This is a genomic window from Pseudomonas sp. KBS0710 (assembly GCF_005938045.2).
Classification (GTDB): domain Bacteria; phylum Pseudomonadota; class Gammaproteobacteria; order Pseudomonadales; family Pseudomonadaceae; genus Aquipseudomonas.
This window is the reverse complement of sequence record NZ_VCCF02000001.1, coordinates 3,788,584-3,807,997: the sequence shown is the minus strand read 5'-3', so window position 1 is coordinate 3,807,997 and position 19,414 is coordinate 3,788,584. Positions and strand designations below refer to the sequence as shown.

18 protein-coding genes are annotated in these 19,414 nt (G+C 60.4%); 6 read left to right on the top strand and 12 right to left on the bottom strand.

What is annotated here, in order from left to right:
• Positions 1-27 precede the first annotated feature (27 nt).
• The 7 genes from FFI16_RS17175 to gcl form a co-directional block, all read right to left on the bottom strand.
• A complete protein-coding gene (locus tag FFI16_RS17175) occupies positions 28-852 on the bottom strand; it encodes an ion transporter (protein ID WP_056857118.1) in 825 nt (274 codons plus the stop codon).
• Between the two features lie 31 nt (positions 853-883).
• On the bottom strand, positions 884-1,756 hold the full coding sequence (locus FFI16_RS17170) for an urea transporter (protein ID WP_138816049.1): 873 nt from the start codon (positions 1,754-1,756) through the stop codon (positions 884-886).
• A 112-nt stretch (positions 1,757-1,868) separates the two neighbouring features.
• Positions 1,869-3,284 carry a pyruvate kinase gene (gene pyk / locus FFI16_RS17165; protein ID WP_138816048.1) on the bottom strand — a complete coding sequence of 472 codons (1,416 nt, stop codon included), beginning with the start codon at positions 3,282-3,284 and terminating at the stop codon, positions 1,869-1,871.
• On the bottom strand, positions 3,274-4,554 hold the full coding sequence (locus FFI16_RS17160) for a glycerate kinase (protein WP_138816047.1): 1,281 nt from the start codon (positions 4,552-4,554) through the stop codon (positions 3,274-3,276). The genes pyk and FFI16_RS17160 overlap by 11 nt, the downstream gene beginning before the upstream one ends.
• A gap of 180 nt (positions 4,555-4,734) precedes the next feature.
• Positions 4,735-5,625 carry a 2-hydroxy-3-oxopropionate reductase gene (locus FFI16_RS17155; RefSeq protein ID WP_138816046.1) on the bottom strand — a complete coding sequence of 297 codons (891 nt, stop codon included), beginning with the start codon at positions 5,623-5,625 and terminating at the stop codon, positions 4,735-4,737.
• 172 nt (positions 5,626-5,797) lie between these two features.
• On the bottom strand, positions 5,798-6,580 hold the full coding sequence (gene hyi, locus FFI16_RS17150; RefSeq protein WP_056857114.1) for a hydroxypyruvate isomerase: 783 nt from the start codon (positions 6,578-6,580) through the stop codon (positions 5,798-5,800).
• A 10-nt stretch (positions 6,581-6,590) separates the two neighbouring features.
• Positions 6,591-8,366, bottom strand: coding sequence for a glyoxylate carboligase (gene gcl / locus FFI16_RS17145; protein ID WP_017136240.1), 1,776 nt, complete (start codon positions 8,364-8,366; stop codon positions 6,591-6,593).
• A gap of 256 nt (positions 8,367-8,622) precedes the next feature.
• Between gcl and FFI16_RS17140 the strand changes: the two genes are divergently transcribed.
• Positions 8,623-9,063, top strand: a complete 441-nt coding sequence (locus tag FFI16_RS17140; RefSeq protein ID WP_138816045.1) for a heme-binding protein — start codon at positions 8,623-8,625, stop codon at positions 9,061-9,063.
• Positions 9,064-9,187: 124 nt separating this feature from the next.
• On the opposite strand, the gene FFI16_RS17135 is transcribed toward FFI16_RS17140, so the two are convergent.
• Both FFI16_RS17135 and FFI16_RS17130 read right to left on the bottom strand, forming a co-directional pair.
• Positions 9,188-9,646 (bottom strand): transposase, encoded by a 459-nt coding sequence (locus FFI16_RS17135; RefSeq protein WP_138816044.1) that lies wholly within the window; start codon positions 9,644-9,646, stop codon positions 9,188-9,190.
• 204 nt (positions 9,647-9,850) lie between these two features.
• Positions 9,851-10,456 (bottom strand): TetR/AcrR family transcriptional regulator, encoded by a 606-nt coding sequence (locus FFI16_RS17130; RefSeq protein WP_017136243.1) that lies wholly within the window; start codon positions 10,454-10,456, stop codon positions 9,851-9,853.
• 133 nt (positions 10,457-10,589) lie between these two features.
• On the opposite strand from FFI16_RS17130, the gene FFI16_RS17125 reads away from it, so the two are divergent.
• Positions 10,590-11,495 carry a DUF808 domain-containing protein gene (locus FFI16_RS17125; RefSeq protein WP_138816043.1) on the top strand — a complete coding sequence of 302 codons (906 nt, stop codon included), beginning with the start codon at positions 10,590-10,592 and terminating at the stop codon, positions 11,493-11,495.
• 61 nt (positions 11,496-11,556) lie between these two features.
• Here FFI16_RS17125 and FFI16_RS17120 read toward each other — a convergent pair whose 3' ends face one another.
• On the bottom strand, positions 11,557-12,345 hold the full coding sequence (locus FFI16_RS17120) for a VacJ family lipoprotein (RefSeq protein WP_056857109.1): 789 nt from the start codon (positions 12,343-12,345) through the stop codon (positions 11,557-11,559).
• Positions 12,338-13,636, bottom strand: coding sequence for a serine/threonine protein kinase (locus tag FFI16_RS17115; protein WP_138816042.1), 1,299 nt, complete (start codon positions 13,634-13,636; stop codon positions 12,338-12,340). Before FFI16_RS17115 ends, FFI16_RS17120 begins: the two co-directional genes overlap by 8 nt.
• A gap of 235 nt (positions 13,637-13,871) precedes the next feature.
• Here FFI16_RS17115 and FFI16_RS17110 point away from each other — a divergent pair, with 235 nt between their 5' ends.
• Positions 13,872-14,240, top strand: coding sequence for a hypothetical protein (locus tag FFI16_RS17110; RefSeq protein WP_138816041.1), 369 nt, complete (start codon positions 13,872-13,874; stop codon positions 14,238-14,240).
• Positions 14,241-14,350: 110 nt separating this feature from the next.
• Here the strand turns inward: FFI16_RS17110 and FFI16_RS17105 are convergent, their stop codons facing one another.
• Positions 14,351-15,904 (bottom strand): glycosyl hydrolase family 17 protein, encoded by a 1,554-nt coding sequence (locus FFI16_RS17105; RefSeq protein WP_138816040.1) that lies wholly within the window; start codon positions 15,902-15,904, stop codon positions 14,351-14,353.
• 332 nt (positions 15,905-16,236) lie between these two features.
• Here FFI16_RS17105 and FFI16_RS17095 point away from each other — a divergent pair, with 332 nt between their 5' ends.
• The 3 genes from FFI16_RS17095 to FFI16_RS17080 all read left to right on the top strand — a co-directional run bounded on the left by FFI16_RS17095 (position 16,237) and on the right by FFI16_RS17080 (position 19,341).
• Positions 16,237-17,088 carry a glycine betaine ABC transporter substrate-binding protein gene (locus FFI16_RS17095; protein ID WP_056859736.1) on the top strand — a complete coding sequence of 284 codons (852 nt, stop codon included), beginning with the start codon at positions 16,237-16,239 and terminating at the stop codon, positions 17,086-17,088.
• A 286-nt stretch (positions 17,089-17,374) separates the two neighbouring features.
• A complete protein-coding gene (locus FFI16_RS17085) occupies positions 17,375-17,686 on the top strand; it encodes a DUF485 domain-containing protein (protein WP_110624991.1) in 312 nt (103 codons plus the stop codon).
• On the top strand, positions 17,683-19,341 hold the full coding sequence (locus tag FFI16_RS17080) for a cation acetate symporter (protein ID WP_138816038.1): 1,659 nt from the start codon (positions 17,683-17,685) through the stop codon (positions 19,339-19,341). Before FFI16_RS17085 ends, FFI16_RS17080 begins: the two co-directional genes overlap by 4 nt.
• Positions 19,342-19,414: the final 73 nt, after the last annotated feature.

Below are 19,414 nucleotides of genomic sequence, written 5' to 3'. Positions count from 1 at the left end.
GCGTTTAAAGATTAAAACGTACTGTGCTTATTCCACTTTATGAAACAGGTTACTGCCACAGCGCGAGCAAAACGCCGCGTTGGGTTCGTGGCTGTTTTTCTTGCACACTGGGCAATCGTGTTCCAGCTGTTCACCGCGCATGGCGCTGGCCAGTTCAGCGGTAAAAATACCGGTGGGCACAGCGATGATCGAGTAACCGGTGATCATCACCAGCGACGAAATCACCTGGCCCAGCGGCGTCTTCGGCACGATATCGCCAAAGCCTACGGTGGTGAGAGTCACGATCGCCCAGTAGATGCCCTTGGGAATGCTGGTAAACCCGTGCTCCGGGCCTTCAATCACATACATCAGGGTGCCGAACACCGTCACCAGGGTGCACACGCTGACCAGGAACACCACGATCTTCTGCTTGCTGCCGCGCAGCGCCGCCATCAGGTAGTTGGCTTGCTTGAGGTACGGGCTGAGCTTGAGCACGCGGAAAATCCGCAGCATCCGAATGATGCGGATAATCAGCAGGTATTGGGCGTCGCTGTAATACAGCGCGAGGATGCCGGGCACGATGGCCAGCAAGTCCACCAAGCCATAAAAGCTGAAGGCATAGCGCAAGGGTTTGGGCGAGCAGTACAGGCGCAAGCCGTACTCGATCGCGAAGATCAGCGTGAAGCCCCATTCGATATAGGCCAGCACATTGGCGTAGTTCTGGTGGATTTCGTCGATGCTGTCGAGCATCACGATCACAATGCTGGCAAGGATGATCAGTAGCAGGATGCCGTCAAAGCGCCGCCCGGCAGCGGTGTCGCTCTGGAATACCATGACATAGAGGCGCTGACGCCAGTCGCTGTTGCTGTCCATAAAACCCGCCTGAATCGAATATCGAGCAAGCCTAGGGGGATTCGAACGGGCTGTCCACGCGGGCTTTGAACATCCGCTGCGTGGCGCGCACCAGCCAGCAGGCGAGGATAAACGGCGCGGTCAGCGCAGGCAGGTGCAGGGCGGCAAAACCGGGCGTGAGGATGATCGCCAGCAGAATGCCCACCACTGGCAGCCACGGCTGGCGGCGTGATTGGCTCAAGGCCAGTGCCGCCAGCGCGGGGTTGTAGCTGTGCAGGCCGAGGAGGGCGCTGGCGGGTTCGTCGAGCAGTAGAGCGACCAGCACGCCAGCAGTCGCGCCGATCAAGGCCCACAGGGCGGCGCGACGGTTGGCCAACAACAGGCCGGCTGCAATCAATACTCCCGCCAGTGGTTGGTCCAGCAGCATGACTTGCGCTAGGCCGGTAAAGGGCGCGCTGACTACAGATAGAACGTCGGGCTCGACCAGCGCGAACGTCGGCTGAGGCACGCTGCCGATCAGCAGCCAACCCAGGCCGACAAAGGGCGCGGTGTACGCAGACAAGTCATCCGGCTGGCGGGCATGTTTCAACCATTGCCGCGTGAGCATCGCACTCAGGCCGCCGCAGGCCAGAATCAACGGCGGCAGCAACGCCGACCAGGCGAAGTGCTGGCTGATCAACATACCCAGCAGCACGCCGTTGTAGCTGTACAAACCAGCCTGGCGTTCCGCCTTGGGATAGCCCCGGCGCTGGGCCGTGAGCAACCCGGCGAGGCCACCGAGCAACGCCCCGCCGAGCAAGGCCGGGGCGCCGATCAGGATGGCCAGCAGGCACAGCAGGCCGCACAGCGGCTGGCGTTGCAGGAATATCTGGCTGAAGCCGTTGAGCAGCGCTTCGGCCCAGTCGGGGCAGGTTGGGTTGTGCATGGTGGTTAGTCAGTGAGACCGAGTTGCCCCCTTCGCGAGCAAGCCCGCTCCCACAGGGGAATGCATTCCAAATGTGGGAGCGGGCTTGCTCGCGAAAAGGCCCTTACAGGCGCTAGATCAACGTTTCGATACGCAACGAATTGGTCGACCCCGGCTGCCCGAACGGCACCCCCGCCGTAATCACCAAGGTGTCCCCGCGCTGTGCCATGCCTTGCGCCTGGGCAATTTCCAGCGCCGTGGAACACACCTCATCGACCTGGCGCAGGCGGTCATTGACCACCGAATGCACGCCCCAGGCCACGCTCAGACGCCTGGCCGTAGACAGGTTCGGCGTGAGGTTGAGGATCGGCGCCACCGGCCGCTCCCGCGCCGCGCGCAGGCTGGAACTGCCGGACTCGCTGTAGTTCACCAGCACCGCCACCGGCAAAATGCTGCTGATACGCCGGATCGCGCAGCTGATGGCGTCCGACACCGTGGCATCCGCCTTGGGCCGGCTCACGTCCAGTTGCATCTGGTAATCCGGGCCGTTTTCCACTTGGCGGATGATCTTGCTCATCATCTGCACGGCTTCCAGCGGGTACTCGCCCGAGGCGGTTTCGGCCGAGAGCATCACCGCGTCCGCGCCCTCGGCCACGGCGTTGGCCACGTCGGTCACTTCGGCGCGGGTCGGCGCCGGAGAGAAGCGCATGGATTCGAGCATCTGCGTGGCCACCACCACCGGTTTGCCCAATTGGCGGCAGGTGCTGATGATGTCTTTCTGAATCTGCGGCACGCTCTCGGCGGGCACTTCCACACCCAGATCGCCTCTGGCCACCATGATCGCATCGCTCAGTTCGGCGATTTCCCGCAAGCGCAGCACGGCTGAGGGTTTTTCGATCTTGGCCATCAGGAAGGCCTTGTCACCGATCAACTCGCGGGCTTCGCGGATATCTTCCGGGCGCTGCACAAACGACAGCGCCACCCAGTCCACGCCCAGCTCCAGGCCGAAGCTCAGGTCGCGGCGGTCCTTGGCGGTCAGCGGGCTGAGTTCCAGCAAGGCTTGCGGCACATTCACGCCTTTACGGTCGGACAGTTCGCCGCCATTGAGCACGGTAGTGTCGATGGCATCGGCATGTTTGGTGATCACGCGCAGGCGCAGTTTGCCGTCGTCCAGCAGCAGGTCCATGCCCGGCTCCAGCGCGGCGATAATCTCCGGGTGGGGCAGGTTGACCCGGCGTTGATCGCCCGGGGTCGGGTCCAGGTCCAGGCGCAGCGCCTGGCCGCGCACCAGTTGCACTTTGCCCTCGGCAAAGCGCCCGACGCGCAGCTTCGGCCCTTGCAGGTCCATGAGGATGCCCAGCGGGTAATTGAGCTGGCGCTCCACCTGGCGAATCCACTGGTAACGCTGGGCGTGGTCGGCATGCTCGCCGTGGCTGAAGTTGAGGCGGAAGATATTCACCCCGGCTTCCACCAGCTCACGGATGTCATCGATACCGTCAGTGGCTGGGCCAAGGGTGGCGAGGATTTTGACTTTCTTGTCAGGCGTCATGTTTGGCAGTCTCAAGAATCAGGATGGCGCGCAAGTCATTGACGTTGGTGCGGGTCGGCTCGGTGACGATCAAACCGTCGAGCGCGGCGAAGTAGCCATAGCCATTGTTGTTGTCCAGTTCGTCGCTGGCGCTAAGGCCCAGGGCTTCGGCGCGGCGGTAGCTGCACGGGGTCATGATTGCGCCGGCGTTGTCTTCGGAGCCGTCGATGCCGTCGGTGTCACCGGCCAGCGCGTACACGCCGGGCAGGCCTTTGAGGCTGTCGGTGAGGCTCAGCAGGAATTCGGCATTGCGCCCGCCACGGCCATTGCCGCGCACGGTGACGGTGGTTTCACCGCCCGAGAGAATCACGCACGGCGCCGCCAATGGCTGGCCATGCTGCACGATCTGCCGGGCGATACCGGCGTGTACCTTGGCCACGTCCCGCGCTTCGCCTTCCAGATCGCCGAGGATCAACGGGCTGAACCCGGCCTGGCGGACTTTTACCGCCACCGCTTCCAATGACTGCTGTGGGCGGGCGATCAATTGGAAGTGGCTGCGGGCGAGCACCGGGTCGCCGGGTTTGACGGTTTCCGAGGCTGGGTTCTGCAACCAGTTGCGCACCGACGCCGACGCCTCAATGCCGTAGCGCTTGAGAATCGCCAGGGCTTGCTGCGAAGTGCTCGGGTCGCCGACCGTGGGGCCGGAGGCGATGACGGTGGCCTGGTCGCCCGGCACATCCGAGATGGCGTAGGTGTACACCGTCGCCGGCCATGCGGCCTTGGCCAGCCGGCCGCCCTTGATGGCCGAGAGGTGCTTGCGCACGCAATTCATCTCGCCAATGGTCGCGCCGGATTTGAGCAATGCTTTGTTGATGGTCTGTTTGTCGGCCAGGGTGATGCCTTCGGCGGGCAGGGCCAGCAAGGCTGAGCCGCCGCCGGAGAGTAGGAAGATCACGCGGTCGTCTGCGGTGAGGTTGCTGATCAGTTCCAGCACCCGCTTGGCGACGGCCAGGCCAGCTGCATCGGGCACCGGGTGCGCGGCTTCAACCACTTCGATTTTCTTGCACGGTGCGCCGTGGCCATAACGGGTGACCACCAGGCCCGAGACTTCGCCCTGCCAGCAGTTTTCGACCACGAGCGCCATGGCGGCTGCGGCTTTGCCGGCGCCGATCACGATCACACGGCCGCTGCGGTCGGCGGGCAGATAAGGTTCAAGGACTTGCCGGGGGTGGGCGGCGTCGATGGCTGTGGCAAACAGCTCGCGAAGCAGGTGTTGCGGATCGACCGACATAAGCGGGCTCCCGGAAATTTTTTGTTATTAGAGGTGCATCAACTTCGAATTTGGAATGCGCTCAAAAATGTGGGAGCGGGCTTGCTCGCGAAAGCGGTCTACCATTGGACATCCATGCTGACTGATACACCGCTTTCGCGAGCAAGCCCGCTCCCACACTGGAACGCATTTCGAAGGACGTTACTTATCGCGAATCGAAAAATTCGCCATGTGCTCCAACCCTTTGATCAGCGCCGAGTGGTCCCAATGGCCACCACCAATCGCCGTGCAGGTACTGAACACCTGCTGGGTACCAGCCGTGTTCGGCAGGTTGATCCCCAGCTCCTTGGCCCCGGCCAGCGCCAGGTTGAGGTCTTTCTGGTGCAGGTTGATACGGAAGCCCGGATCAAAGGTGCCCTTGATCATGCGCTCGCCATGCACTTCCAGGATCTTCGACGAAGCAAACCCGCCCATCAGCGCTTCACGCACCTTGGCCGGGTCGGCGCCGTTTTTGGAGGCGAACAGCAGCGCTTCGGCCACCGCCTGGATGTTCAGCGCGACGATGATCTGATTCGCCACCTTGGCGGTCTGGCCGTCGCCATTGCCGCCAACCAGGGTGATGTTTTTGCCCATGGCCTGGAACAGCGGCAGGGCGCGCTCGAACGTCTGCGGCTCGCCACCGATCATGATGCTCAGGGTGCCGGCCTTGGCGCCGACTTCACCGCCGGACACGGGTGCGTCGAGGTATTGCGCGCCGGTTGCATTGATCTTGGCGGCAAAGGCTTTGGTGGCGGTGGGCGAGATCGAACTCATATCGATCACCACTTTTTTCGGTGACAGGCCGGCGGCAACACCGTCGGCGCGGAACAGCACGTCGTCCACCTGTGGGGTGTCGGGTACCATCACGATGATGAACTCGGCTTCCTGGGCGACTTGCTGCGGGTTGGCCAGGGCCACGGCACCGGCCGCGATCAGGGCTTCGGGAGCCTTGCCGTGGTGCTCGGACAGGAACAGTTGGTGGCCGGCCTTTTGCAGGTTGGCGGCCATGGGTTGGCCCATGATGCCGGTGCCGATAAATCCGATTTTAGCCATGATCAAAATCCTCTTTTTATTCTAGGTGCAAGCCTGTATCGGGCTCGCCTAACACCGAAGACCTACTGTGGGAGCTGGCTTGCCTGCGATGGCATCACCCGGTTTTGCCTGATACATCGCGGTGTCTGCATCGCAGGCAAGCCAGCTCCCACATTCTTTTGTGTTGTGTCAGTTAGATGGCGTTATGGGTCTTGAGCCAACCCAGTCCCGCTTCGGTGGTGGTCAGCGGCTTGTACTCACAGCCGACCCAACCGGCGTAACCAATCCGATCCAGATGCTCGAACAGGAAGCGATAGTTGATCTCCCCGGTCCCCGGCTCGTTACGCCCAGGGTTGTCGGCCAGCTGGATGTGGTTGATCTCACCCAGGTGTGCGGCCATGGTCCGGGCCAAATCGCCTTCCATGATTTGCATGTGGTAGATGTCGTATTGCAGGAACAGGTTGGCGCTGCCCACCTGCTCGCGAATCGACAGGGCCTGCGCCGTGTTGTTCAGGTAGAAACCCGGGATGTCGCGGGTGTTGATCATCTCCATCACCAGCTTGATGCCCGCCGCTTGCAGCTTGTCGGCGGCGTACTTGAGGTTGGCGACAAAGGTCTTTTCCACGGTTTCATCATCCACACCAGCAGGGCGAATCCCGGCCAGGCAGTTGATCTGGGTATTGCCCAGCACCTGGGCGTAGGCGATGGCCAGCTTGACCCCGGCGCGGAACTCTTCGACCCGGTCCGGGTGGCACGCCAAACCGCGCTCGCCCTTGGCCCAGTCACCGGCCGGCAGGTTGAACAGCACTTGGGTCAGGCCGTTGGCATCGAGCTGCGCCTTGATCTCGGCGGAGCTGAACTCGTACGGGAACAGGTATTCCACACCCTGGAAGCCGGCGTCGGCGGCCGCTTTGAAACGGGCGAGAAAGTCCTGCTCGGTAAACAGCATGGACAGGTTGGCGGCAAAACGCGGCATAGGGTTCTCCTTAATCGAGCAGGGAAATGGCAGTCGGCGCATCGTTGCCGACCAGGGCCAGATCTTCGAATTCGTTGACGGCGTTGATCTCGGTGCCCATGGAAATATTGGTCACGCGCTCCAGAATAATCTCAACAATCACCGGAACCTTGAATTCTTCGATCATTTCCTGCGCCTTGCGCAACGCCGGCTGGATCTGGCCCGGCTCGAATACGCGCAGCGCCTTGCAACCCAGGCCTTCAGCGACGGCCACATGGTCGACGCCATAACCGTTGAGTTCCGGCGCGTTGAGGTTGTCGAAGGACAGCTGCACGCAGTAGTCCATCTCAAACCCGCGCTGGGCCTGGCGAATCAGACCCAGGTAGGAGTTGTTCACCACCACGTGGATGTACGGCAGCTTGAACTGCGCGCCCACCGCCAGCTCTTCGATCATGAACTGGAAGTCGTAGTCGCCCGACAGCGCCACCACTTTGCGGCTCGGGTCGGCCTTGACCACACCGAGTGCCGCCGGAATGGTCCAGCCTAATGGGCCAGCCTGGCCGCAGTTGATCCAGTGGCGTGGCTTGTACACGTGCAGAAATTGCGCGCCGGCAATCTGCGACAGGCCGATGGTACTGACGTAGCAGGTGTCTTTGCCGAACACCTGGTTCATCTCTTCGTACACGCGTTGCGGCTTGACCGGCACATTGTCGAAGTGGGTCTTGCGGTGCAGGGTGGCCTTGCGCTGTTGGCAGTCATGCAGCCAGGCGCTGCGGTCCTTGAGCTTGCCGGCGGCTTTCCACTCGCGGGCCACTTCAATGAACATCGTCAGCGCAGAACCGGCGTCGGAAACGATGCCCAGGTCGGGGGTGAATACGCGACCAATCTGCGTCGGCTCGATGTCGACGTGAATGAACTTGCGGCCTTCGGTATAGACCTCCACCGAACCGGTGTGGCGGTTGGCCCAGCGGTTGCCGATGCCCAGCACCACGTCCGACTTGAGCATCGTTGCGTTGCCATAACGGTGCGAGGTTTGCAGGCCGACCATGCCCACCATCAATGGGTGATCGTCCGGGATCGTGCCCCAGCCCATCAGGGTCGGGATCACCGGGATGCCAGTCAGCTCGGCAAACTCAACCAGCAACTCGCTGGCGTCGGCATTGATTACGCCGCCACCGCTGACCAGCAAGGGGCGTTCAGCCGCATCCAGCAGGGCCAGAGCTTTTTCCACCTGGATGCGCGTGGCCAATGGCTTGGCCAGCGGCAGTGGCTGATAGGCGTCGATGTCGAATTCGATTTCGGCCATCTGTACGTCGAACGGCAGGTCGATCAGCACAGGGCCAGGGCGGCCGGAGCGCATTTCATAAAAGGCTTTCTGGAACGCGTAAGGCACTTGGCCGGGCTCCAGAACGGTGGTCGCCCATTTGGTCACCGGCTTGACGATGCTGGTGATGTCGACGGCCTGGAAGTCTTCCTTGTGCATGCGGGCACGCGGCGCCTGGCCGGTGATGCACAGAATCGGGATCGAGTCGGCCGAGGCGCTGTACAGGCCGGTGACCATGTCGGTGCCCGCCGGGCCGGAGGTGCCGATGCACACGCCGATATTGCCGGCCTTGGTGCGGGTGTAGCCCTCGGCCATGTGCGAGGCGCCTTCAACGTGGCGAGCAAGGACGTGATCGATGCCACCGACCTTCTGCAAGGCCGAATACAGCGGGTTGATCGCGGCGCCCGGGATACCGAAGGCGGTGTCCACGCCTTCACGGCGCATTACCAGGACGGCGGCTTCGATTGCTCTCATTTTGCTCATGGTTTTGGTGCCTCTTGCGTTTTGTAATTGTATACAAGTGGTGTCTGGACAAAGTGTATTCACGGCAAGCGGCGCAGGTCAATGCATTTTGCAAAGTGGCCCTGGCGTTCGTCGGAAGCACTTTTTTCGACGTATGGAGCCTTTGTGCGAAAATATTGTATACAAAAATAAATATCATTGTGTTCTATTTGTTTGATCGAGCATCTGATCAAACAGACCTCCAGCGCATTCCCAATAACAAAAGAAGGACGGCACCATGAGCGCTTTAACCTTGAAACTTGCCACCCAACTCGCCAGCCAGGCCCTCACCGCAGGTCGCACGATCTCGGCTGCGCCGCTGACCATTGCGGTGCTCGACAGCGGCGGCCACTTGATCACCCTGCAGCGCGAAGACGGCGCCAGCCTGCTGCGCCCACAAATCGCCATCGGCAAGGCCTGGGGCGCGATTGCGTTGGGCAAGGGCTCGCGCCTGTTGGCGCTGGACGCACAGCAGCGCCCGGCGTTTATCGCGGCGTTGAACAGCCTGGGGCAGGGCAGCGTGGTGCCGGCACCGGGTGGGGTGTTGATAAGGAATCAGGAGGGGCTGGTGCTGGGGGCGATCGGGATCAGCGGGGATACCTCGGATATTGATGAGCAGTGCGCAATTACGGCGATCGAGGGGGTGGGGTTGTTGGCGGATGCTGGGGTTTCGGCTTGATCGCCATAGCCTATTAGGGCCTCATCGCAGGCAAGCCAGCTCCCACACTGACCGAGTTCCACCTGTGAAATGCAGTCAAGTGTGGGAGCTGGCTTGCCTGCGATGCAGACGACTCGGTGTTGAGTCAGAGCCAAATGGCATCCCACAACGGGTAGTCGCCAAACTTGTTCACCAGCCCAGCTCTCAATGGGTTGGCCACGATATACCTGGCAATGCTTTCAAGGCTCTCCTCACGCCGCACCGCATGATCATGAAAACCGGGTTGCCAGAGGCGACCCTGACGACCGGCTACGGCATTCACCACGCGGGTGCTTTTGGATTTCACTCGGCGCATCAGGTCCGCAAGTGATCCCTTTTCCAGGGAGATAAGCCAGTGGAAGTGATCAGGCATGACCACCCAGGCCAGGGAAGTTGCCAGGCCTAGATTCTGCGCAATCCTGAATTGTTGAACGACGAGTCGGCCTAGCCTGACATCCTCGAATATCGGCTCACGATCAAGCGTGTTGGTGGTGAGCAGGTAGATGCGGTTGTGTTCATCATATCGCCCGATGCGCAGTCGTTTTGAAGCGGGGAGTTCAGGCATTCCATGGCCTCTCTTCAGATGGGGTTCTGAGAGGCTAGATCTGTGTGGTTGATATAGATCGGCAGGCTTTTGGCAGGATGTGTCTGGATGGGCGCTATCGCGGGCAAGCCCGCTCCCACAGGGGAGCAGTGGTGTTCATACATGGTGTGTCTGGCGCAAAAACTGTGGAAGCTGGCTTGCCTGCGATGGCCGCACCACAGCCCATCAGCCCAACTCACACCCCTTCAACACCAACCGAATAATCGTCTGCGCCGCCGCCTCATAATCCGCCTCATCCAGCTTGGCTTTGCCGGTCACCGCCGATATCTGCCAGTCAAAATCGGCATACGTCTGCGTCGCCGCCCAGATGCTGAACATCAGGTGATTGGGGTCTATGGCGGCGATCAGGCCGCGATCTACCCAGCTCTGGATGCAGTTGATGTTGTGCTTGGCCTGGGCGTTGAGCTGCTCGATCTGCTCAGGGCTCAGGTGCGGGGCGCCGTGCATGATTTCGCTGGCAAATACCTTTGAGGCAAACGGCAAATCGCGGGAGATGCGGATTTTCGAGCGGATGTAGTTGCTCAGCACCACCGACGGCTCGCCCTCGGGGTTGAACGGTGTGGAGGCGGCCAGGATCGGCTCGATAATGCTTTCGAGCACCTCGCGGTAGAGGTTGTCCTTGGACCTGAAATAGTAATAGACGTTGGGCTTGGGTAGCCCGGCCTTGGCGGCGATGTCGCTGGTTTTGGTCGCGGCGAAGCCCTTGTCGGCAAACTCCTCGCTTGCCGCCCGCAGGATCTTTTCTTTGTTGCGCTCGCGAATGGTGCTCATAAACCAGGAGTTTCCTTGCCAGATCGGCGGTTGTGCATGGTAGCACCGGCTATCCGCGAGCCTCAAGAATGCGCCCGTAAAGCTTTGCGCCGCGCTATGCTCGGCCTTTCTCATCCTTATGGAAGCCCGATTCATGGCAGGAAGCAGCTTGTTGGTATTGATCGACGATATCGCCGCCGTACTCGATGACGTTGCGCTGATGACTAAAATGGCGGCCAAGAAGACCGCCGGCGTGCTGGGCGATGACTTGGCACTCAACGCCCAGCAGGTTTCCGGCGTGCGCGCCGAACGGGAAATCCCTGTGGTGTGGGCGGTGGCCAAGGGGTCGTTTGTCAACAAACTGATCCTGGTACCGGCGGCATTGCTGATCAGCGCCTTTGCGCCGTGGGCGGTCACGCCGTTGTTGATGCTGGGCGGGGCTTATCTGTGTTTCGAGGGCTTTGAGAAACTTGCGCATACGTTCTTGCACAAGCGCACCGAGGAACAAGCGCATCTGGTCGAAGCGGTCGCGGACCCGGCGACGGATCTGGTGGCGTTTGAGAAGGACAAGATCAAGGGCGCGATCCGTACCGACTTCATTCTCTCGGCGGAAATCATCGCCATCACCCTGGGCACCGTGGCCGATGCACCGTTGATGCAGCAGGTGATCGTGCTGTCGGGCATTGCAATCGTCATGACCATCGGTGTGTACGGGCTGGTGGCTGGTATCGTCAAGCTCGATGACCTGGGCCTGTGGCTGACGCAAAAGCCCGGCCAGGCGGCTCGCAGTATCGGTGGGGCGATCTTGCGCGCCGCGCCTTATATGATGAAAAGCCTGTCGGTGATCGGCACAGCGGCGATGTTCATGGTCGGCGGCGGCATTCTCACCCACGGCGTGCCGGCGGTGCATCACTGGATCGAGAGCGTCAGTCAGCAGGTTGGCGGGGTGGCGTGGTTGATGCCGACATTGCTGAATGCGGTGGCCGGGATTATTGCGGGAGCTGTTGTGTTGGCGGTGGTGAGCGTGGTCGGCAAGGTGTGGAAAACCCTCAAGGCTTGAAGAAATCGCAGTCAATAAAAAAGGCCATTCATGCGAATGGCCTTTTTTTGTGTCGCCCGATTTACTCGGCGATCTGCAACTTACGCGACTCGGTGTAGATATACCGCACCTTCTCATACTCAAACGGCGAGTTCATCTGACCGTAGCGGAAGCTGGTCTGGTAGCGCTTGTCGACGGCGCGCAAAGCCCAGATTTCCGGGTGGTTTTCGCTGACCTTGGAAACGTTGAGGAAGTTGATCTCGGTCTCGGCGCCGTAGTCGACGATCAGGCCAGTAGTGTCACGCAGGTTCGAGGGGCCGAAGATCGGCAGCACTAGGTAGGCGCCGCCAGGGACGCCGTAGAAGCCCAGGGTCTGGCCGAAGTCTTCGCTCTGGCGTGGCAGGCCCATGGCGGTAGCCGGGTCCCACAGGCCGGCGATGCCGATGGTGGTGTTGAGCAACAGGCGCCCGGTGGTTTCCAGGGAGCGGTGGCCCTTGAGTTGCAGCAGACTGTTCAACAAGTTGGGCACATCGCCCAGGTTGTTGAAGAAGTTGCTCACGCCGGTGCGCAGGAAGCTTGGGGTGACATAGGTGTAGCCATTGACCACCGGCAGGAACACCCATTGGTCGAAGCGGTAGTTGAAGTGGTACACGCGGCGGTTCCACGACTCCAGCGGGTCATAGACGTTAAGTGCCGTCAGCGATGAACGCTCGAACTCACGCTGGTCCAGGCCAGGGTTGAACTTGAGTTTGGTCAGCGGCTCCTTGAAGCCATCAGAGTCAACCTTGACCGGTTCGTGGGCCTTGCTGTTGTCGGCATTGGCCACGCCTGCGCACATCAGCGCGGCGAGCAGCAGAAGATATTTAGCCACGGAAGAACTCCAGCATGGCGTCGGCGTTGACGCGGTAATTAAGGTTGCCGCAATGGCCGCCCAGCGGGTAGACGGTCAAGCGATCGCCGAAGGTTTTACGCAGGAAGCCGAGGTCGCCCGGGCCGAGGATCACGTCGTCGGCGTTGTGCATGACCGCGATTTTCGGGCTGTCGTGCAGGTAGTCCTTGAGTGCGTACAGGCTGACCTGGTCAACCAGTTGCAGCAGGCTGCCGCCGTCGGAGCGGGCGCGCCACATCGGGATCACTTGTTCGGTGAGGTAGCAGTCGAAGTCGCATTGCAGGGCACGCTTGAGGAACGGCGTGAGGCTGGTGCCTTCGGTGATCGGGTATTTCGGCGGGATGATCAGCCCACGACGGTTGATCAGGTCCGAGGTAAAGGCAATGTCGGCCGCCGAGAAGCGGAACGAGGTGCCGATCAGCATGGCCATCTGTTCGTTGGTCAAGTGCTGCTTGGAGTTCTGGAAGTCGTAGAGCAGGGCGTCATTGAGGTCGATGTAGCCCTTTTGCTGGAAGTAGCGCGTCAGTTTGGCCAGTACCAGCTCATAGAAGGTCGTGGTGTTGTTGATGCCCTTGACCTCGGTCTGTACCAGCTTGTCCAGGTTGGTGATCGAGGTGTAGAGGTTGACCGGCGGGTTGAGCAGCAGCACTTTCTTGAAGTTGAAGCTGCGGCGGGTCTCGTCGAGCTTGCTGACAAACGCTGCATCCAGGGCGCCGAGGCTGTAGCCGGTGAGGTAGAAGTCGGTCACCGGCAGCGAGGCGTTTTGCGCACGCACCGCTTGCATCACGCGGTACATGTCTTCGGCGTCTTCCTGGGTGATACCCGGGGTGGCGAAGCGCGAGGCGGCGCTGATGAAGTCGAAGCTGGTGGGCGATGACAGCTGCACCACGTGGTAGCCGGCCTGGTAATAGAGCTTTTTCAGGTATTCGTTGATGCTGCTGTCAAACCGGGCGCCCGTGCCTGCGATCAGGAAGATCAGCGGCGCGGCGTGGTCCTGTTTGGCGATGCGGTAGGTGAGTTTCTTCACTGCCCAGAAGTTGTCCGGCAGGCTGAATTCACGCTCAGGGCGCATGTTGAGGGTGTAATCGGACTGGTTGATCTCGTCGTTGCTGGGCAATTTAGGCCGCAGGTCCGGCGGGGTGGTGGCAATGGTCGCCTCGAACGGGTTCGTCAAAGGGAAGCCATAAGTGGCCTGGTCGACATCGACGGCCAGTGCTGACGCACTCAAAAATAGGCTGCCCAGCAAGGCAGCGCAGCGCAAGGAACGGAGCATGACTTAATCCCTAAGAGGAAACGTGCTGAATGAAGTTCGCAGGCTATGACCACCGCGTTGCCACCGAAGTGCCAGCCCTCGGCACGAAAATTCGGAAAAAAACCACGGAATCGGGGTAATAGTAGCCAGAAGATACACTTTGCAGCGCCTTGATGAACAGTTATCTGCGTACACACCTTGCTAACGGCCGCCGTGGGATTAAGCTGAGCGCCGTTTTTGCTTATCGGAGTTTGCCATGTCCCGTCGTTTGCCACTTATCCTGCTGCTTATCGCCTTGCCGTTATGGCTGGCCGCCAGTTATGGCGCCCGTTACGGTTTTATGGAAGACGGCCAGTGGGTGGGGATCTGCGTTGACGAGGCCAGCCGCTGGGAATGCCAACTGCGTTCGAACCTGGGGCTGATGATTCACTTCAAGGTGTTGGGCTGGGCCGCATTGGTCACGTCGGTGCTGGCGTTTTTTGTGCCAGGGCGAGCGGGCTGGGGTTTGGCGGTGTTGGGGATGGTGTTCGGGTTGCCGGCACTGGCGTTGTACAACACCACGTTTGCGGTGTTTGCGGTGGTGATTGCGGGGTTGCGGTTGGTCAGGAAGCCTCGGTTGGTCTGATAGGGTCACTTCGCGAGCAAGCCCCACACATTTGACCGAGTACATCCCTTGAAATGCGGTCGGATGTGGGAGCTGGCTTGTCGAATCGGCGCACCGCTGCGCTAGCGGTCTTAAGCCTTACGCACCCGCAAGCACCGCCACAAAGCCACCACCATCAACCCGCTGACCACCGCCCAACCCCACGCCTGCTGGTTCAGCAAGCCCTCGCGATACAGCTGCGGCGCAATGCCGGCGCCAATAATGAAGGCCAGCAGCGCAATCTCCCGACGCGGCCCGGTGACCGGGCGAACCAGGTAAACCAGGGCCGGCAACACCAGCGCCGCACTTGGGAAGCTGCGATAGCGCGGGTCAAACACCAGCGCCAGCATCATCACAGCCCCTGCGAACCCGGCGATTGCCACCAGCCAGCCGGCGCGTTGTTCCAGCCAGTTAAAGGCGCGTTCCCGCCAAGCTTCCCGAGCGCTTAGAGCCAGTGCGGCATGGGCCAGTACCAACAGATTCAACACCACCAGTAAACCCGCCCACACCCATTCATCGTTGAAACGAGCGGTAACTCGGGTCAGCTCGGCCCAAGTGCCAATGGAGCAAGCGGCCACTGCGCCGAGCAATGGCAGCATGAATGCGGCACGTGCGCTGTGCACACGGCCGCCGAGTGCCAGAGTGCCCAGCAGGATCAGGCCGCCGACGCCCAGCCACAACGGCCAATACGGCACGTTGCTCACCGGCCCGGCCAGAATGCCCTTGTCCTGGCGATCAGCATCAAACAAGCCCCAGTAACCCCCAACGGCACCTTCACTGGCGCGTTTCCACGGCTGGTCAAACGCTTCGATCAGGTTGTAGCGCCAGCCATTGGCCTCGGCCATGGCCACAAAACCACGCATGAACTTGGCCTCGTTGACCCGGCTTGGCACCGCCGTTTCGCGCTGGCGGCCTTCGCTGGGCCAGCCGGTCTCGCCGATCAGTACATCTTTAGGGGCGAACTTGTTGCCGAAGGTCTGGCGCACATCGCCTACATGCTTGAGGGCCTGGTCGATGCCCGATGGGTCATCTTCCCAGTAGGGCAGCAGGTGAATGGTCAGGAAATCCACCGCCGGGGCGATTTCCGGGTGCTGCAGCCAGAATTCCCACACATCGGCGTAGGTAACCGGCTGCTTGATCTGGCTTTTAACCTGGTGAATCAGTGCTACCAACTGCTTGGCGGTGACTTCCTTGCGCAGCAGCGCCTCGTTACCGACGATCACCGAGGTGACCACATCGGGGTTGGCATTGGCGGCAGTGATCAGCTCGTTGATTTCTTTCTCGGTGGCCACCGGGTCGCTGCTGACCCAGGCACCGGCCATCACCTTCAAACCATGCTTGCGCGCCATGCCTGGCAGGGCTTCCAGGCCCGTCATGGAGTAAGTGCGGATGCATTCAAAACGGGTGGCCAGCAGTGCCAGGTCAGCGTCCATGCGCTCGGGGCGCAGTTTGAACGGCTGGTCGAACGGTGACTGGTCCTTGTCAAACGGCGTGTAAGACGCGCATTGCATCTTGTGGCTGGCGCTGGCCACATCCGGCAGCACCACCGGCCGGCCGAGGCCGTACCAATAGCCGGCAAGGGCAAGCACGCCGAGGAGCAGTGCGCAGAAATAGGGCAGGGCAGGGAAGCGGGCAGTCGCGGGCATGGTCAGCTTATCTGGGGGAGCAAAGGCGCGCATCTTACCCGGATTTGACCCGTCCCAGTGGGGCTGCATAATTTAGACATGCAAAGTTCGGGCGGGATTTTGACGCCAAGTCCTAGGAACTGTCCTGCTGGCGATGTGATGTCGTTTCTTGCTTACCCGAGGTCGCTGACAGAGCAGGTCCAAGGCTCCGGCAGGTTGATGATCGATGTGTCAGCACTCCACTGGCGGCGCACCACCGTGATCGACGCGCGTGAAGGGGGCGCGATGCACCCTATAACAACAGGTTGACGTCGCTCGGCATCCGTCGGGCGCAGCACTTTCGGGGAAGTATTATGAAGATGCGACGACTCTTGGGCGCAGCTGCCACTCTGGTAGTTGCGATGGGCTCCACACTGGCCAGCGCCGACAGCAAAACCCTGAGCATCGGCTATGTAGATGGCTGGTCCGACAGCGTTGCCACCACCCATGTGGCGGCAGAGGTGATCAAGCAAAAGCTCGGTTATGACGTGAAACTGCAGGCTGTCGCCACCGGGATCATGTGGCAAGGCGTGGCCACCGGCAAACTCGACGCCATGCTGTCCGCCTGGCTGCCTGTGACCCACGGTGAGTATTGGACCAAGAACAAGGACAAGGTGGTCGACTATGGCCCCAACTTCAAGGATGCGAAGATCGGCTTGATCGTGCCGGAGTACGTCAAGGCCAAGTCCATCGAAGACCTCAAGACCGACACCACCTTCAAGAACAAGATCGTTGGCATCGACGCCGGTTCAGGCGTGATGCTCAAGACCGACGAAGCGATCAAGGCCTATGGCCTGGACTACAAACTGCAAGCCAGCTCGGGTGCGGCGATGATCGCCGAACTGACCCGCGCCGAAGACAAGCAGGAATCCATTGCCGTGACCGGCTGGGTGCCGCACTGGATGTTCGCCAAGTGGAAACTGCGTTTCCTCGACGACCCAAAAGGGATTTATGGTGCTGCTGAGACCGTCAACAGCATCGGCAGCAAGGGCCTGGAGAAGAAAGCGCCGGAAGTCGCCGCTTTCCTGAAGAAATTCCAGTGGGCCTCCAAGGACGAAATCGGCGAAGTCATGCTGGCGATTCAAGAGGGCGCCAAGCCTGATGCCGCGGCCAAGGATTGGGTCGCCAAGCACCCTGAACGTGTCGCGGAGTGGACCGCTAAATAAAGCACTAACCCTTTAGAAGCCCCACCACAACCCTACTGTGGGAGCAGGCTTGCTCGCGAAGGCGGTGTGTCAGTCAATGCATGTGCTGACTGACACACCGCCTTCGCGAGCAAGCCCGCTCCCACATTTTTTTGCCTGTATTAAGGCTGTTGTTTATTTGTTGCCCGCAAAACTTGCTAAGTGGCCATCTCGATCTACTACTAAGGTCGTCTGGAACCTGTTCCGCAGCCGCATACAGTGGATATGTTCCAAAATAATAAAAAGCTGTGCTGCGAGGATAAAAACAATGAACGACAGCATTTACCTCTCGATTCAAAACAGCCCGCGTTTCAAGGAGCTGGTCAGAAAAAGGGAAAGGTTCGCCTGGATTCTCTCGGCGATCATGCTAGGGCTTTACTCCGCTTTCATCCTGTTGATTGCCTACGGGCCACAAGTGCTGGGCGCCAAACTCAGCCCTGGGTCTTCGATTACCTGGGGCATTCCCCTGGGCGTCGGACTGATTGTGTCCGCTTTCATCCTGACCGCGATCTATGTGCGTCGGGCCAATGGCGAATTTGACGACCTGAACAATGCGATTCTCAAGGAGGCTGCGCAATGATCCGGCGTCTATTGGCTATATTCGTCGCTTCGCTGTTTGCACCGGCCGTTTGGGCGGCGGATGCATTGACTGGTGAAGTGCACAAACAACCGCTGAACGTATCCGCTATCGTGATGTTTGTCGCGTTTGTCGGCGCCACCCTGTGCATCACTTACTGGGCGTCCAAGCGCAACAAGTCGGCGGCCGACTACTATGCGGCCGGCGGCAAGATCACCGGTTTCCAGAACGGCCTGGCGATTGCCGGTGACTATATGTCGGCGGCGTCTTTCCTGGGGATTTCCGCGCTGGTGTTCACCTCCGGCTACGATGGCCTGATCTACTCGATCGGCTTTCTGGTGGGCTGGCCGATCATTCTGTTCCTGATCGCCGAGCGCCTGCGTAACCTGGGCAAGTACACCTTTGCCGACGTGGCGTCCTATCGCCTCGGGCAAACCCAGATCCGCAGCCTGTCGGCCTGTGGTTCGCTGGTGGTGGTGGCGTTCTACCTGATCGCGCAGATGGTCGGTGCGGGCAAGCTGATCCAGCTGCTGTTTGGCCTGGACTACCACGTCGCGGTGATCCTGGTGGGTATCCTGATGTGCATGTACGTGTTGTTCGGCGGCATGCTGGCGACCACTTGGGTGCAGATCATCAAGGCGGTGCTGTTGCTGTCCGGTGCTTCGTTCATGGCGCTGATGGTGATGAAGCACGTCAACTTCGACTTCAACATGCTGTTTTCCGAGGCGATCAAGGTTCACCCTAAAGGTGAGGCGATCATGAGCCCCGGCGGCCTGGTGAAAGATCCGATCTCGGCATTCTCGCTGGGCCTGGCGCTGATGTTCGGTACTGCCGGCCTGCCGCATATCCTGATGCGCTTCTTCACCGTCAGCGACGCCAAGGAAGCGCGCAAGAGCGTGTTGTATGCCACCGGCTTCATTGGTTACTTCTATATCCTGACGTTCATCATCGGCTTTGGCGCGATCCTGCTGGTGAGCACCAACCCGGCGTTCAAGGATGCTGCAGGCGCCTTGCTCGGCGGTAACAACATGGCGGCGGTGCACCTGGCCAACGCGGTGGGTGGCAGCATTTTCCTGGGCTTCATCTCGGCTGTGGCGTTTGCCACCATCCTGGCGGTGGTTGCCGGTTTGACCCTGGCCGGTGCTTCGGCGGTGTCCCATGACCTGTACGCCAGTGTGATCAAGAAGGGCAAGGCCAACGAGAAAGATGAGATTCGCGTGTCGAAGATCACCACCGTGGCGTTGGGCGTGTTGGCGATCGGCCTGGGTATCCTGTTCGAAAGCCAGAACATCGCGTTCATGGTCGGCCTGGCATTCTCGATTGCTGCCAGCTGTAACTTCCCGGTACTGCTGCTTTCCATGTACTGGAAAAACCTCACCACCCGTGGCGCCATGATTGGCGGCTGGCTGGGCTTGATCAGTGCCGTCGGCCTGATGATCCTCGGCCCGACCATCTGGGTGTCGATCCTGCACCATGAAAAAGCCATCTTCCCTTACGAATACCCGGCGCTGTTCTCGATGATCATTGCGTTCGTCGGCATCTGGTTCTTCTCCATCACCGACAAGTCGGCGGCGGCAGAGAAAGAGCGTGCGCTGTACTTCCCGCAGTTTGTGCGTTCGCAGACTGGCCTGGGGGCGAGTGGGGCGGTTAACCACTAAGATTGGTAACGGTTACAAAAAAATGCCCCGGTCGTGAGATCGGGGCATTTTTTTGCTTTTATTGTGGGTGGAT